General features: G+C 65.2%; 12 protein-coding genes and 2 tRNA genes. 4 read left to right on the top strand and 10 right to left on the bottom strand.

Annotation, left to right across the window (positions count from 1 at the left end; translation table 11 throughout):
• Window positions 1-170: 170 nt before the first annotated feature.
• From ACOOHP_RS16900 to ACOOHP_RS16855, 10 genes are all read right to left on the bottom strand, one after another.
• Window positions 171-247: transfer RNA gene (locus ACOOHP_RS16900), tRNA-Arg, on the bottom strand.
• A 117-nt stretch (window positions 248-364) separates the two neighbouring features.
• A tRNA-Ser gene (locus ACOOHP_RS16895) sits at window positions 365-456 on the bottom strand.
• A 94-nt stretch (window positions 457-550) separates the two neighbouring features.
• Window positions 551-1783: an aspartate kinase gene (locus ACOOHP_RS16890; RefSeq protein ID WP_420467655.1), complete on the bottom strand. Its 1233-nt coding sequence runs from the start codon at window positions 1781-1783 to the stop codon at window positions 551-553.
• Between the two features lie 64 nt (window positions 1784-1847).
• A complete protein-coding gene (gene alaS / locus ACOOHP_RS16885) occupies window positions 1848-4580 on the bottom strand; it encodes an alanine--tRNA ligase (RefSeq protein ID WP_420467654.1) in 2733 nt (910 codons plus the stop codon).
• 194 nt (window positions 4581-4774) lie between these two features.
• Window positions 4775-5251 (bottom strand): regulatory protein RecX, encoded by a 477-nt coding sequence (locus ACOOHP_RS16880; RefSeq protein WP_420467653.1) that lies wholly within the window; start codon window positions 5249-5251, stop codon window positions 4775-4777.
• Window positions 5229-6242, bottom strand: a complete 1014-nt coding sequence (gene recA, locus ACOOHP_RS16875) for a recombinase RecA (protein ID WP_420467652.1) — start codon at window positions 6240-6242, stop codon at window positions 5229-5231. The genes ACOOHP_RS16880 and recA overlap by 23 nt, the downstream gene beginning before the upstream one ends.
• A gap of 73 nt (window positions 6243-6315) precedes the next feature.
• Window positions 6316-6915 carry an RNA 2',3'-cyclic phosphodiesterase gene (gene thpR, locus ACOOHP_RS16870; protein ID WP_420467651.1) on the bottom strand — a complete coding sequence of 200 codons (600 nt, stop codon included), beginning with the start codon at window positions 6913-6915 and terminating at the stop codon, window positions 6316-6318.
• Window positions 6905-7432, bottom strand: a complete 528-nt coding sequence (locus ACOOHP_RS16865) for a CinA family protein (protein ID WP_420467650.1) — start codon at window positions 7430-7432, stop codon at window positions 6905-6907. The genes thpR and ACOOHP_RS16865 overlap by 11 nt, the downstream gene beginning before the upstream one ends.
• A gap of 18 nt (window positions 7433-7450) precedes the next feature.
• A complete protein-coding gene (locus ACOOHP_RS16860) occupies window positions 7451-7930 on the bottom strand; it encodes a single-stranded DNA-binding protein (protein ID WP_420467649.1) in 480 nt (159 codons plus the stop codon).
• 9 nt (window positions 7931-7939) lie between these two features.
• A complete protein-coding gene (locus ACOOHP_RS16855) occupies window positions 7940-9121 on the bottom strand; it encodes an MFS transporter (protein WP_420467648.1) in 1182 nt (393 codons plus the stop codon).
• Window positions 9122-9333: 212 nt separating this feature from the next.
• Between ACOOHP_RS16855 and uvrA the strand changes: the two genes are divergently transcribed.
• The 4 genes from uvrA to ACOOHP_RS16835 all read left to right on the top strand — a co-directional run bounded on the left by uvrA (window position 9334) and on the right by ACOOHP_RS16835 (window position 14977).
• Window positions 9334-12288, top strand: coding sequence for an excinuclease ABC subunit UvrA (uvrA, locus tag ACOOHP_RS16850; RefSeq protein WP_420467647.1), 2955 nt, complete (start codon window positions 9334-9336; stop codon window positions 12286-12288).
• Between the two features lie 97 nt (window positions 12289-12385).
• Entirely contained in the window at window positions 12386-13681 is a 1296-nt protein-coding gene (locus tag ACOOHP_RS16845; protein ID WP_420467646.1) for a DUF445 domain-containing protein, read from the top strand.
• On the top strand, window positions 13681-13872 hold the full coding sequence (locus ACOOHP_RS16840; protein WP_420467645.1) for a hypothetical protein: 192 nt from the start codon (window positions 13681-13683) through the stop codon (window positions 13870-13872). The genes ACOOHP_RS16845 and ACOOHP_RS16840 overlap by 1 nt, the downstream gene beginning before the upstream one ends.
• A 115-nt stretch (window positions 13873-13987) precedes the next feature.
• Complete coding sequence (locus tag ACOOHP_RS16835; protein ID WP_420467644.1) at window positions 13988-14977, top strand: hypothetical protein; 990 nt, start codon at window positions 13988-13990, stop codon at window positions 14975-14977.
• Window positions 14978-15091: the final 114 nt, after the last annotated feature.

Genomic DNA, 15091 nt, shown 5'->3' with positions numbered 1-15091 from the left:
GTCCGCCGGGTCGACGAGCCCCGAATCCGCGCAAGGCTCTCCGCTACTCGCTTGCGGCCATCGCTTTCAGTCGGTCGACCAACTCGCCGACCTAAAATTCAAACGCGCAAACAAAAAGGCCAAGGAGCATTCAGCTCTTTGGCCTTCCTAATCAATCCACCATCCGAAAATGGTGGGCCCGGAGAGATTCGAACTCCCGACCACCTGGTTCGTAGCCAGGTACTCTATCCAGCTGAGCTACGGGCCCGCGTAAAACCGTACAGCCATATCCCTGCGACGACGAGCGCCACTCCCGTGGCCTTCCATCCCTGAAATCGGTCCACTGGATCGATTTCTTGGCCTCCGGCCAACCGGTCTGCAAGAGTGGCGGAGAGTGAGGGATTCGAACCCTCGATAGGGGATAAACCCTATACTCCCTTAGCAGGGGAGCGCCTTCGTCCACTCGGCCAACTCTCCGAATGCAAAAAGCGGCGAACCGCCTGCCTGCAAGGGCGCGGATTGTAGCGGTCCGACCGGGCGGCCACAAGCCAATTCCGCCGCCAAGCGGCCCCTATTGAGCCCCAGCGACTTCGCCTTCCAATCCGAATGCCTTGTGCAGGGCACGCACGGCCAGTTCCAGGTATTTGTCCTGCACCACCACGCTGATCTTGATCTCCGAGGTGGAGATCATGCGGATGTTGATGCCCTCGTCGGCCAGCACCTTGAACATCTTGCTGGCGATGCCGGCGTGACTGCGCATGCCCACCCCGACCAGAGAGACCTTGACGATGTCGCTGGCGGCGGTGACACCCTTGGCTTTGAGTTCGCCGGCGACCCTCTTGACGATCTCATGCGCCTTTTCCAGATCGTTGCGATGCACGGTGAAGGTGAAGTCGGTGCTGCCGTCGGCGCCGATGTTCTGCAGGATCATGTCCACTTCGACATTGGCGTCGCCGATGGGGCCCAGGATGGCGGCGGCGATGCCAGGCTTGTCGGGCACACCGGCCACGGTGAGCTGGGCTTCGTCGCGATTGAAGGCGATGCCGGATACCAGGGGCGATTCCACGTTGTCATCCTCAAGCGTAATCAGGGTGCCGGGGCCATCCACAAAAGTGGAGACCACGCGCAGGGGGACCTTGTACTTGCCGGCAAACTCCACCGACCGGATCTGCAGGACCTTCGAGCCGAGGCTGGCCATTTCCAGCATCTCTTCGAAGGTGATCTTGTCCAGGCGGCGCGCTTTGGGCTCGACTCGCGGATCAGTGGTGTAGACGCCGTCTACGTCGGTGTAGATCTGGCATTCGTCGGCTTTCATCGCCGCGGCAATCGCCACGCCGGTGGTGTCGGAGCCACCACGGCCCAAGGTGGCGGTGGAGCCATCCGGTGCGATGCCCTGGAAACCTGCGACCACGGGCACGATACCGATCTTGCAGTCGGCCAGCAGACGTTCGCTGTCGATGCTCTGGATTCGCGCCTTGCCGAAAGCGTCGTCAGTGCGGATGGTGACCTGCGGGCCGGTGTAGGAACGGCTCTGCACACCGGCTTTTTGCAATGCCAGCGCCAGCAGGCCGATGGTGACCTGCTCGCCAGTGGATGCGATCTGATCCATCTCCCGGGCACTGCCACGCGGGTTGATGCTCCTGGCGAGCTTGAGCAGCCGATCCGTCTCGCCCGACATCGCCGAGACCACCACCACCACTTGATGGCCCTGGTCGCGGAAAGATTTCACCTTGTTGGCCACGTGCTCGATGCGCTCCACCGAGCCCATCGAGGTACCGCCATATTTTTGAACGATCAGTGCCATTTTCTTGCATCGATGAAGGTAGGGCGGGCCGTGCCCGCCGCACGCGTAGCGGCTGCGGGCCGCCCTACAGTTTCTGTTCCAGCCAACCGAAAACTGACTCGACCGCCGCCGGTAGCGCCTCGGGCTGGGTGCCGCCGGCCTGCGCCATCTCGGGCTTGCCGCCGCCCTTGCCACCGACTTGGCCGGCGGCGAAGCTCACCAGTTCACCGGCTTTCACCTTTGCGGTGAGATCGGCGGTAACGCCGGCAATCAGGCTGACCTTGGGCCCGTTGGCGCTGCCCAGCAGCACGATGCCGGACTTGAGTTTGTCCTTGAGCTGATCCATGAGGTTGCGCAGCTCGTTGCCGTCCACGCCTTCGACCTGGGCGGCGATGACCTTCACGCCCTTGACGTCGCGCGCCTGCGAGGCCAGATCGCCGCCGGCGCTTGAGGCCAGCTTGCTCTTGAGCGCCGCCAGCTCTTTTTCAAGCTGCTTGCCGCGTTCCAGCACTTGTTGAATCTTGTCGGTCAGATCGTCGCGCCCTGCACGCACCAGATCGCCCGCCTGCTTGAGCCGGCCTTCGGTTTCGCGCAGATAGCTCAGCGCGTTCTCGCCGGTGATCGCTTCCACCCGGCGCACACCGGCAGCCACGCCGGACTCGGCGATGATCTTGAACAGGCCGATGTCGCCGGTGCGCGATACGTGCGTGCCGCCGCACAGCTCGGTGCTGTAATTTTCCTCGGGTGGGCCCATCGCCAGCACGCGCACTTCGTCGCCGTACTTCTCGCCGAACAGCGCCATGGCGCCGGACTCGATGGCGTCGTCGTATTTCATCAACTGCGCGGCCACGGGCACGTTGGCGAGGATCGCGCGGTTCACCCGATCCTCGATCTGCGCAATCTCCTCGGGCGTCACCGCCTGCGTGTGCGAGAAATCGAAACGCGTGCGCTGCGAATCCACCAGCGAACCCTTCTGCGCCACATGGGTTCCGAGCACGTCGCGCAGCGCCCGATGCATCAGATGCGTCGACGAGTGATTGCGCATGGTGGCGCGGCGCACACTCTCGCTCACCTCCGCGCGCACACTTGCACCGACCTTGAGTGCACCCCGGCTCAGAATGCCGTGGTGACCGAACACGTTGCCCTTGATCTTGAGCGTGTCGCTCACTTCAAAAATAGACCCCCTCTCCCCCTTGGGGGGGGGAGAGGGGGCGAGGGGGTGCGCGTTTTCCGGCCGCCCCTCACCCTGGCCCTCTCCCCGCGATGCGGGGAGAGAGGATGAGATAAATCCCTTGTCGCCCACCTGTCCGCCGCCTTCGGCATAGAACGGCGTGCGGTCGAGCACCACCACACCAGCCTCGCCCTCGTGCAGTTCCGGCACCGGCTGGCCGTCGCGATACAGCGCCAGCACCTGCACGTCGTCGGCAAGCTGGTCGTAACCGACGAAGCAGGTCTCGGCCCCGTCGTAACTCAAAGCCGTTCCGGACTTGAAGCTGCTGGCGGCGCGCGCGCGAGTGCGCTGCTCTTCCATGGCCGCTTCGTAGCCGGCCTCGTCGATCGTCAGATTGCGCTCGCGCGCGATGTCGGCGGTGAGGTCGAACGGGAAACCATAGGTATCGTAGAGCTTGAACACCACCTCGCCCGGAATCACGCCGTCGTTGAGCTTGTCCACCGCCTCTTCGAGCAGCTTCATGCCCTTGTCCAGGGTGGCGGCAAAGCTGTCCTCCTCAATGCGGATCGCTTTTTCGATCTGCGTCTGCTGCTGAATCAGTTCCGGGAACGCAGCGCCCATCTCGGCTGCCAGCGGCGCAACCAGCCGGTTGAAGAAAGGCTCCTCGATGCCGAGCTTGTAGCCGTGGCGAATGGCGCGCCGCATGATTCTGCGCAGCACGTAACCGCGACCCTCGTTGGAGGGCAGCACGCCGTCCGCGATCAGGAAGCTGGTGGCACGGATGTGATCGGCGATGACCTTCTGCGACGGACTGACATAGGGCTGCTGCCTGGCCAGCTCCGCCACCGCTTCGATGAGCGCACGGAAGGTATCGGTCTGGTAGTTGTCGTTGCTGCCCTGCATCAGCGCCGCCACGCGCTCCAGGCCCATGCCGGTGTCTACGCTGGGCGCCGGCAGCGGCGCCATGCGGCCGTCGCCGCCGCGCTCGAACTGCATGAACACGTGGTTCCAGATCTCGATCCAGCGGTCGCCATCCTCTTCGGGGGAGCCCGGAGGCCCGCCCCAGATACCCTTGGAGCCATCCGGATCGTGGTCGTAGAAAATTTCCGTGCAGGGGCCGCAGGGCCCGGTGTCTCCCATACTCCAGAAATTGTCGGAGGCGTATTTCGCTCCTTTGTTGTCACCAATGCGCACGATGCGCGACTCGGCCACGCCGACCTTCTTCCACAGCGCGAAGGCCTCGTCGTCGGACTGATAAACCGTGACCAGCAGGCGCGCCGGGTCGATGCCCAGCCACTGCTTGCCGGTGACGAACTCCCAGCCGAAGCGGATCGCATCGTCCTTGAAGTAATCGCCGAAGCTGAAGTTGCCCAGCATCTCGAAAAAGGTGTGATGGCGGGCGGTGTAGCCCACGTTCTCGAGATCGTTGTGCTTACCGCCGGCGCGCACGCACTTCTGGCTGCTGGCCGCACGCACGTAGGGGCGCTTGTCCTGGCCGGTGAAGACGTCCTTGAACTGCACCATGCCCGCGTTGGTGAACAGCAGGGTCGGGTCGTTGCCCGGCACCAGCGGCGACGACGGCACCACGGTGTGGCCGTTGACCCGGAAGAATTCCAGGAATCTGGCGCGCAACTCGTTGCTGTTCATAAACCGGGTAGGAGCCTGGGACGGGCAAAGGGGCGCAATTTTAGCCGGGGGGCGGTCGGGCCGCCATGCGCGGGGCAAAGACAACGCGTGTGCGGCCCGTCCTGGCCCCGGGCTAGGCTGGCCGAGATTGAAATCCCGGTTCAGCTTGCGTACCGGGTTGCACCCGGGCTACCGGGTTCGTTGACATCGCCTACTCAATCCTCTGGCTGCCCCTTCAGCGCTGCCCGAATCTGGTCGGAGTCGAAACCGCGGGTGGCCAGAAAACGGTACTGCTTCTGCCAGGCCTCGCCGCGCCCGGGGGCGGCGCCGAACTTCTTGGCCCGGGCCTGCACCGCTCGCTCGGTGAAATCGCAGTCCAGTGCTTCGAACGCCGCCCTGATCTGCGCATCCGGCACCCTCGCTTCCTTGAGCTCCGCTCGAATGCGTAGCGGGCCATAGCCCTGATTGGCGCGCGAGCGCGCCAGGGTTTCAGCGTAGCGGCTGTCGGACTGAAAGCCGGACTCGGTCAGGCTTTCCACCACCTCTGTTGCGGTTTGCTCATCATGCCCGCGCTGGCCGAGCTTGCGCTTGATCTGCGCCACCGAGTGCTCGCGGCGCGCCAGGATGCGCATGGCCGAGGTTCGCGCCTCGGCCGGCGTACGCTCTTTCTCAGGTTTTTTCGGGTGGGGCACGCTTGGCCTGAAGCTTCTCGCGGATCGCCGCCTCGAGCTGGGCGGCGATTTCCGGGCGCTCCTTGAGAAAGGCGCGCGCATTGTCCTTGCCCTGCCCGATCTTGTCGCCGTTGTAGGCGTACCAGGCACCGGACTTGTCGACCAGCTTGTGCTCCACGCCGAGGTCGATCAGCTCGCCGAGCTTGGAGATGCCCTCGTTGTAGAGAATCTCGAAGATCGCCTCCTTGAACGGCGGCGCCATCTTGTTCTTGACGATCTTCACGCGGGTTTCGTTGCCCACCACCTCGTCGCCCTTCTTGATGCTGCCGATGCGGCGGATGTCCAGGCGTACCGAGGCGTAGAACTTCAGCGCGTTGCCGCCGGTGGTGGTTTCCGGCGAGCCGTACATCACGCCGATCTTCATGCGGATCTGGTTGATGAAGATCACCATGGTCTTGCTGCGCGAGATGTTGCCAGTCAGCTTGCGCAGTGCCTGGCTCATCAAACGCGCGTGGAGACCGACGTGGCTGTCGCCCATCTCGCCTTCGATTTCCGCCTTGGGCACCAGTGCCGCCACGGAGTCGACCACGATGATGTCGACCGCGTTGGAGCGCACCAGCATGTCGGCGATTTCCAGCGCCTGCTCGCCGGTGTCCGGCTGCGACACCAGCAACTCTTCGATATTCACGCCGAGCTTGGCGGCGTACTGCACGTCGAGCGCGTGCTCGGCGTCGATGAACGCGGCCACACCACCGGCCTTCTGCGCTTCTGCCACGGCATGCAGGGTCAGCGTGGTCTTGCCGGACGATTCCGGCCCGTAGATTTCAATGATGCGGCCGCGCGGCAGACCGCCCACGCCCAGCGCCGTATCCAGGGTCAGCGAGCCGGTGGACACCACGTCGACGTCGCGCACTGCGTCGGCGCCGGTCATGCGCATCACGGCGCCCTTGCCGAACTGCTTTTCGATCTGTCCGAGGGCCGCTTCCAGGGCCTTGCGGCGGTTGTCTTCCATGCTCATTTCTCGATTGAAGGGGATTCACCCGCCGGCAGCTAGGCGCAATGGGCCGGGACCGGCGCGGGAGGTGTCAAGTGTCCCATAGATCGCGCTGGATCACGGCACGGTCCGTCGGCGGTCGCAGCGGCCAGCTACCCAGCACGGTGTAGCCCGCGTCGGCACCCAGCCGGCTGCGAATCAGCGCGAACCGGTCGACCTCCCAGCGCACTTCCGGCAGCGGTGTCGGCGCCAGCACCTGGGCCGCGTCGTACAGCACGGTCACGTGCGGAGTCAGGCGCAAGCGCGTGTCGTACGGGACCGATTGCGCCTGCAGTGCCTCGCGCAGCGCCCGCCAAAGCGTCTTGAGTTCGGGCGGCGTGTGGCGCGGTCCCAACCACCAGGGAATCGACCGCGGGTTGCGAAAGCCACCCGCTTGGTCGATGCAGAGCACAAACGGCGCTGCGCGAACGCTGGCGGCGGCCTCCAGCGCACGCTGGACCAAGGCGGGCGGCAGCACCGGATACTCGCCCAGGAAATGCAGGGTCAGGTGATAGCGCTGGGCACGCACCCAGCGCCCGGTCGGATGCAGCCTCTGGCGCAACTGGGCTACCGCGCCCTCCAGAGCCGTACGGGAGACGTCGTCCGGCCACAGCGCAAAGAACAAGCGCTCGACGACCGCCTCAGCCGGCATCCTGCAGCCGCCGGATCAGACCGACGAGCGCCGCTTCGGCTGCCCGTTCGCGGACGGCCGCGCGATCGCCACTGAAATGAAAGTGCTCCGCAGCCGCTGGCTGGCTGCCGCCGGCCCAACCGATCCAGACCGTGCCGACCGGCTTGTCCGCGCTGCCGCCGCCGGGTCCGGCAATGCCGGTCACCGCCGCGCCCCAATGCGCCCCGGTGCGACGCAACAGCCCGTCGACCATGGCCAAAGCGCACGCGCGACTGACCGCTCCATCGGTCTCGAACACCTGCTCGGGCACGTCCAGAAAGTTGTGCTTGGCGCGGTTGCTATAGGTCACCAGCCCGCACTCGAACCAGGCCGAAGATCCCGCCAGATCGGTCGCGAGCTTGGCGATCAAGCCGCCGGTGCAGGACTCGGCGAAGGCCACCCGCTGATCGCGAGCGATGAGCGCATCGGCCAGCGCATGCAGGCTGGCCGCGGTGGCGCGAGGCCCCTGCGCCGCGTCGCTGGCGGGCAAAGTCGCCATGTGGGTCTCAGCAGTGAGCTAGAACGGGATATCGTCGATCGGGTCGTCACGGAATCCACCGCCGTCGGATTCCTGTGCTGCAGCAGGCGCGCGGCTGGGTGCCGAACTGCGCGCGGGCGCACCGCCGCCGTAGGACCCGCTGCTGTCGCCGCCCCCTCCACCGCCCTTGCTGTCCAGCATCTGCATCTCGTTGGCGTGGATCTCGGTGGTGTAGCGGTCCTTGCCTTCCTTGTCCTGCCACTTGCGGGTGCGCAGCGAGCCTTCCACATAGACCTTGCTGCCCTTGCGCAGGTATTGCGCCACGATCTCGCCGAGCTTGTTGTGGAACACCACGTTGTGCCACTCGGTGCGTTCCTGCTGCTGGCCGTCCTTGTCCTTCCAGCTTTCGGAGGTGGCCAGGGTGACGTTGGTCAGCGAGCCGCCGTTGGCGAAGGTCTTGGCTTCCGGGTCCTTGCCCAGGTTGCCGATGAGGATGACTTTGTTGATTCCGCGGGCCATGGAGGGCTCCTAAGATTGGGGATTGAGCGAAGGCGCCGCCGTCTTGTCCTGGCGCTCACCGGCCGGAATGAACAGCCAGATCAGCGGCAGGACCGCGCAGACGGCGAATGCGCCGGTCAGACCGAAATATGACTGGGCCAGACCGGTCAGTGTGCCACCGGCGAAGGCGCCCAGGAACTGCGAGGTGGCATAAACCCCCAGCGCGGCGCCGCGGCGATCCGGCGGCGCGCGGCGCGAGATCATGGACGGCAGCGCGCCTTCCAGATAATTGAACGGGATGAAGAACAGCAGCATCGCCAGCGGCAGCCACACCACGCTGGCATGCCCGAGCGCGGCCGTCAGCATCGCGGCGATCAGCATGGCGATGGCGCCGCGGAACACCCGCGCGCTGTGTCGTCCGCGCTCGGCCCAGCGGATCAGCGGGAACACCGGCAGCACCGACAGCAGCAGCACCGGCAGATACAGGCGCCACTGCTGGGTGCTGTCCAGGCCCAGAGTGTCGAAGATGGCCACCGGCGCGGCTACGAACAGGCCGATCATGGTGGCATGCAGCAGAAATATGCCGGCGTTGAGGCGCAGCAGCGCCGGATTGCTCAGCGCCTCCCGAAACCCGCCGGCGCGCTGCACCTGCCGCTGCGGCGTGGGCACGCCGAACGCGACCATGGGAATGGCCAGCAAGGCCAGCCCAGCGGTGAGCAGGAAGATGCCGTCCACCCCCACCCATAGCGCCACCACGGGCCCCAGCACCAGGGCCAGGATGAACGCCAGTCCCATGCCGGCGCCGACGATGGTCATCGCCAGGGTGCGCACCTGGTCGCGGGTGACGTCGGCCAGCAGCGCGGCCACCGCCGACGAGATCGCGCCCATGCCTTGCAGCAGGCGGCCCAGGGTCACCCCTTCAACCGTTTCGGCAAGGCCGGCCACCAGACTGCCGAGTGCGAATACCGCCAGCCCGACATAGATGATGGGCTTGCGCCCGTAGCGATCCGAAGCCGTACCCAGCGGAATCTGCAGCAGCGCCTGGGTCAACCCGTAAATGCCGATGGCCAGACCCACCTGCATCGGCGTGGCGCCGCCGCGCAACTCCAGCGCATACAGCGCGAACACCGGCAACACCATGAACATGCCGATCATGCGCAGCGCATACACCGTGCCCAGCGCGGCGACCGCGCGCCATTCCAGCGCGTTCAAAGCGGAGTGTCCCGCAGGTTGACGGGGATGGCGTGAGGTGGATTTGGGGGCATTGAAATCGAATCGGGCCGCGCGGCGGGTCCGCGCCACAGGAACGCAATTTCCGTGACAAGCCTTGCGGCGGATGGAAGCGCGGCGGAGCGGCCTCATATAGTAGCGGCTTCCCTCGCGGCCCTCGCGGGTCGCCTCCAACCGTCTTTCATCCTCGACGCATGATCAGTATCCGCGGCGCGCGCACGCACAACCTCAAGAACGTCTCGCTGGACCTGCCACGCGACAAGCTGGTGGTGATCACCGGGCTGTCCGGCTCCGGCAAATCGTCGCTGGCCTTCGACACGCTGTACGCCGAGGGTCAGCGGCGCTACGTGGAATCGCTGTCGTCCTATGCGCGCCAGTTCCTGGGGCAGATGGAAAAGCCCGATGTGGACAGCATCGAAGGGTTGTCGCCGGCGATCTCGATCGAGCAGAAATCCACCAGCCACAACCCGCGCTCCACCGTCGGCACCGTCACCGAGATCTACGACTACCTGCGCCTGCTGTTTGCGCGCGTGGGCCAGGCGCGCTGCCCCGATCACGGCGTGACCCTGGAAGCGCAGTCGGTGGCGCAGATGGTGGACCTGGTGCTGGCCCAGCCCGAGGGCTCGGCCTGGATGCTGCTGGCGCCGGTGGTGCGCGGCCGCAAGGGCGAGCACGCCGAGTGGTTCGAGCAGATGCGCGCGCAGGGCTTTGTGCGCGCAAGAGTCGACGGCAAGGTCTACGAGCTGGAGGAAGTGCCCACGCTCAACCGCAAGCTCAAGCACGACGTCGACGTGGTGGTGGACCGCTTCAAGGTTCGCGCCGGCGCTGGCGACGGCGCGCCGGACGCCGGATTCAAGCAGCGCCTGGCGGAGTCGTTCGAGACCGCGCTGAAGCTGTCTGGCGGCCTGGCGATGGTGGTGCCGCATGAAAGGCAGGGAGAGGGGAGAGGAGAGACGGGAGACAAGGCGAACCACAAGGACAGTGACCATCTCCCGTCTCCCATCTCCCGTCTCCCCGAGCCCTTGTTGTTCTCCAACCGCATGAGCTGCCCGCACTGCGGTTACGCGCTCGAAGAACTGGAACCGCGTCTGTTTTCGTTCAACGCCCCGCACGGCGCCTGTGCCACCTGCGACGGTCTGGGCATGCTGCAGGTGTTCGATCCCGCGCGGGTGGTGGCCCATCCCGAGCTATCGCTGGCCGCTGGCGCGATCCGCAGTTGGGACAAGAAGAATCCCTACTACTGGCACTTCATCCAGTCGCTGGCCAGGCATTACCAATTCGATCCCGAAAAGGCTTGGGACCAGCTTCCGATCAAGACCCAACAGTTGATCCTGCGCGGCAGCGGCGACGAGAAACTGGTGTTCGAGTACCCGGACGAACGCGGCCGCAAGGTGTCGCGTACGCACCGCTTCGAGGGGATTCTGCCCAACCTGGAGCGGCGCTACCGCGAAACCGAATCGATGGCGGTGCGCGAAGAGCTGGCGCGGTATCTGTCCGACCAGCCGTGTCCGGATTGTAGTGGCCAGCGCCTCAACCGCGCGGCGCGCAACGTGTTCGTGGCCGAGCGCAACCTGCCGTCGCTGACCGCGCTGTCGGTGCGCGACGCCGATGCGTTTTTCTCGCAGCTCGATCTGCCGGGACACAAGGGCGAGATCGCCGGCAAGATCCTCAAAGAAATCTGCGCGCGTCTGGGGTTTCTCAACAACGTCGGCCTGGAATATCTGACCCTGGCGCGCAGCGCCGAGACCTTGTCTGGCGGCGAGGCGCAACGCATCCGCCTGGCCTCGCAGATCGGCGCCGGGCTGGTGGGGGTGATGTACGTGCTGGACGAACCCAGTATCGGCCTGCACCAGCGCGACAACGAACGCCTGCTCAAGACCCTGTTCCGGCTGCGCGATCTGGGCAATTCGGTGATCGTGGTGGAACACGACGAGGAAGCGATCCGCCGCGCCGACCACGTGATCGACATCGGTCCCGGCGCAGGCGTGCATGGTGGTCGTATCGTCGCGCAGGGCAGCGTGGCGGACGTGGAGCGTGCGCCGGAATCGATCACCGGCCGCTACCTGTCCGGTGCCGAGCGCATCCCGGTGCCCGAGGCCCGCACGCCGCGCCGGTCCGGCAAGCACATCACCATCCGCGGCGCGCGTGGCAACAACCTGAAGAACGTCACCGCCGAGATTCCGGTTGGCCTGATCACCTGCGTGACCGGCGTATCGGGCTCCGGCAAGTCGACGCTGATCAACGACACGCTTCACGGCTTTGCGGCGCGCGAGCTCAACGGCGCCGGTACGCGCCACGCCGAATGCGACCACATCGAGGGCCTGCGCGATCATCTGGACAAGGTCATCGATATCGATCAGGCGCCGATCGGCCGCACGCCGCGCTCCAACCCGGCCACCTACACCGGGCTGTTCACCCCCATCCGCGAGCTGTTCGCGCAGGTCCCGGAGTCGCGGGTGCGCGGCTACGAGGCGGGTCGATTCAGCTTCAACGTCAAGGGCGGGCGCTGCGAGACCTGCGAGGGCGACGGCGTGATCAAGGTGGAGATGCATTTTCTCCCGGACGTCTATGTCACCTGCGACACCTGCAAGGGCCGGCGCTACAACCGCGAGACGCTGGATATCCGTTACAAGGGCAAGACCATCGACCAGGTGCTGGCGATGACGGTGGAAGAAGCGTTGCCGTTCTTCAAGGCGGTGCCGGCGCTGGCGCGCAAGCTGGAGACCCTGCTGGACGTGGGCCTGAGCTACATCACGCTGGGCCAGAACGCGACCACCCTGTCGGGCGGCGAAGCGCAGCGCATCAAGCTGGCCAAGGAATTGTCGCGGCGCGACACCGGCCAGACCCTCTACATCCTGGACGAGCCCACCACCGGGCTGCACTTTCACGATGTGGCGCAATTGCAGCGCGTGCTGGAGCGGCTGCGCGAGCACGGCAACACGGTGGTGGTGATCGAGCACAACCTGGACGTGATCAAGCGCGCCGACTGGATTATCGATCTGGGCCCCGAAGGCGGCTCGGGCGGCGGCGAGATCGTGGTCGCCGGGACTCCCGAACAAGTCGCGGCGAACCGCCGGTCCCACACTGGCAAATTTCTCGCACCTCTATTGCGCCAGGGCAAGCGCCAACGCCGCGCGAGCGGCGCATAATGCTGACGCGGTCGTCATCGCAACATACGCTGGCGGCATAACAAGAAGGGGCGGCGCGGGGCGCCGGCATCCGCGTCGCAAACCGGAGGAAGAGAACATGATCGAAGCCGCCTGGGCGGATTTCCAGCTCAACATGTGGCTGTACCTGTCGATGCCGATCACCAGCGGTGTCATCGGCTACGTCACCAACGTCATCGCCATCAAGATGATGTTCCACCCGCTGGAATTCTTCGGCATCAAGCCGCCGTACCTGGGCTGGCAGGGCATCGTGCCGCGCAAATGCGCCAAGATGGCCGGCATCGCCTGCGACACCATCGTGCCGCGGCTGATTTCCGAGCGGGAAATCTTCGACCGTCTGGATCCGAGGCGCGTCGCCGAGGAAATCGAAAAACCGATCCTGGCACTGGTCGACCAGATCACCGACGAGGTGATGCGCGAGTACGAACCGGCGCTGTGGGAAACCCTGCCGGCGTCGCTCAAGGAACTGATCATCCGCCGCGTGCAGGACGATGCCCCCGAGGTCGTCGCGCAGATCATGGATCAGATCAAGGAGAACATCACCACGGTGTTCGATCTCAAGGACATGGTGGTCACCACCCTGGTACGCGACAAGGCGCTGATCAACAAGATCTTCCTGGAAACCGGCAAGGACGAGTTCCGCTTCATCGGTAACTCGGGCTTCTACTTCGGCTTCATCTTCGGCATCTTCCAGATGATCGGCTGGACCCTGTACAAGGCCGACTGGCAACTGCCGTTGTTCGGTCTGATCGTGGGCTACGCCACCAACTGGATCGCGCTGGAGATGATCTTCCGCCCGCAGACGCCGCTGCGCGTCGGTCCGATGGTGCTGCACGGCCTGTTTTTCAAGCGCCAGAAAGAGGTATCGCGCGATTACGCACGTCTGATCGCCGACGAGATCGTGACGCCCTCGCACATCATCGAGGCGGTGCTCAAGGGCCCCTACGCGGATCGCGTGTTCAACATGATCGCCAAGAACATCAAGCGGGTGATCGACGACCAGTCCGGCCTCGCGCGGCCGTTCGTGGCCTGGACCGTAGGTACCAAGCGCTACATTGCGATGAAGGACAAGGCGGTCACCCGGCTGGTGGATTACCTGCCGGAAACCGTGCGCCACGTCGACAAGTACGCCAAGGAAGTGATGGACATCCAGAACACCCTGGCGCAGCGCCTGGAGGTTCTGCCGGCGCCGGAGTTCGAAGGCATGCTGCGGCCGGCGTTCAAGGAAGACGAATGGATCCTGATCGCAGTGGGTGCTGCATTGGGCTTCTTCGTCGGTGTCGGACAGGTGATCATGTTCAAGCTGATCGCCGTCACCGGCGATGAGCCGGCCTCCAACGCGGCGCTGCAACTGCTGCGAGGGCTGCTCGGCTGATGGCGCTGGCGTTCGTCCTGACGGCGATCGCGTTCGCCGCGGGCCTGGGCCTGTCGTGGTGGCAGGCCCGGCGCCGTTTCCGTCGTCACCTCGCGGATCGGCTGGCGCGCGAGGTCGAGCGCGAGATGGCGCGACGCGTGCTGGCGGACTTGCAGACGAGCGGCCTGAAACCGCCAGACGCACCGCGCTGAGTTTCAACCGTCGCTCAGGAGCGCCTGGCACCTGACCAACGGACGCACCGACCGGAAACGGAACCGCGACGGTCGTGGTCTAGACTGCGGTTTCCCTGACGGTTTACTTGTGCAAATGAACACATCTGTTTCGACGGCCACCCGTCCCGCATGGCACAGCTCCGCAATCGGCGGCCTGCTGTTCGGCCTGGCCTGCCTGGGTTCCGACGTGGCGCTGGCCGCGCCGGTCGACCGCACGCTGGAAATCAAGCTGACGGTGCAAGGTCACCAGGACTGGGTCAACGAATTGCAATGGTCCAAGGCCACCACGCGCCAGAGCTACGAGTTCAGCATCCCGCTACGCTCCAATGGCCGCCTGGAAGGCGCCAACATCCTGGAGCAGGATCGCGATCTGCGGCTGGCGATCAAGACCGAGTTCCTGCGCCGCCAGGGTCTGGAGCGTCTCAAGGCCTCCGGGCTCGATCCCGATTCGCCGCAGTTGCAACAAGACATCTCCAAGTCCATGCAGCAGGAGATCTTCGACTGCAAGGGCGACTCGGTCTGCATGGCCGAGACGCATGGCAAATACGCCTCGATCCTGGCGGCCGCGTTGGAGCCGGACAACAGCGCCCTGTTCGAAGGCGAACCGCGTTACCGGTTCTTTTTCGGGTACGACGGTTGCCCCACCACCATCCGCGCCGCGCACGACACCCAGGTGGAGGGCGAAACCGGCTACGGACGCAAGAAAGACAAGATCTATCCCTTCGCGCTCAGCATGAAGGGGGAATCCACCGGCAGCGCCGAAGACCTCAGCACGCTGTGCCTGTCCTACACCTCGGTGTTCGATACCAAGGAGTCGAAGCTCTTTGTGGAAAACGTCGACGTACCCAACGCCCGCGGCACCATCACCCGCACCGAGTTCGGCGAGACCAGCAACCGCGACGATCAGGAACTGCCGGTGCCCGGCGTCGTGCTGGAATGGGTCAACGCCACGCTGCGCGAGGCGCCGCCCTCCGGTCAGGCCCAGACCAAGCTGCCCTTGTATCTGCCCCTGGACGGCAACTCCACCGTGCTCGGCCAGTTCACCGGCGAGGTGGATGCGCGCTTGCAGTGGGCGTGGAAATAGACCGCATGTCCCGCCGACGGGCTTGGCCGCTGCGGCGCCGCGCGGTGCGGATGCTCGATTCCATAACGAAAAGGCCGGCGAGCGCCGGCCTTTTCGTTGCTTCTTCCGTCGATC

The sequence above is a fragment of the Panacagrimonas sp. genome (genome assembly GCF_965216805.1).
Taxonomy (GTDB): Bacteria; Pseudomonadota; Gammaproteobacteria; order Nevskiales; family Nevskiaceae; genus Panacagrimonas.
Note: the sequence above shows the minus strand (reverse complement) of the source record. Positions and strands in the feature narration are given on the sequence as shown.

Coding starts and splice junctions, on each gene's coding strand:
- ACOOHP_RS16865 (WP_420467650.1), bottom strand. CDS start 7,432: ATGGCGACTTTGCCCGCCAGCGACGCGGCGCAGGGGCCTCGCGCCACC.
- thpR (WP_420467651.1), bottom strand. CDS start 6,915: ATGCCGGCTGAGGCGGTCGTCGAGCGCTTGTTCTTTGCGCTGTGGCCG.
- ACOOHP_RS16840 (WP_420467645.1), top strand. CDS start 13,681: ATGGCGCTGGCGTTCGTCCTGACGGCGATCGCGTTCGCCGCGGGCCTG.
- recA (WP_420467652.1), bottom strand. CDS start 6,242: ATGGAAGACAACCGCCGCAAGGCCCTGGAAGCGGCCCTCGGACAGATC.
- ACOOHP_RS16835 (WP_420467644.1), top strand. CDS start 13,988: ATGAACACATCTGTTTCGACGGCCACCCGTCCCGCATGGCACAGCTCC.
- alaS (WP_420467654.1), bottom strand. CDS start 4,580: ATGAACAGCAACGAGTTGCGCGCCAGATTCCTGGAATTCTTCCGGGTC.
- uvrA (WP_420467647.1), top strand. CDS start 9,334: ATGATCAGTATCCGCGGCGCGCGCACGCACAACCTCAAGAACGTCTCG.
- ACOOHP_RS16845 (WP_420467646.1), top strand. CDS start 12,386: ATGATCGAAGCCGCCTGGGCGGATTTCCAGCTCAACATGTGGCTGTAC.
- ACOOHP_RS16890 (WP_420467655.1), bottom strand. CDS start 1,783: ATGGCACTGATCGTTCAAAAATATGGCGGTACCTCGATGGGCTCGGTG.
- ACOOHP_RS16860 (WP_420467649.1), bottom strand. CDS start 7,930: ATGGCCCGCGGAATCAACAAAGTCATCCTCATCGGCAACCTGGGCAAG.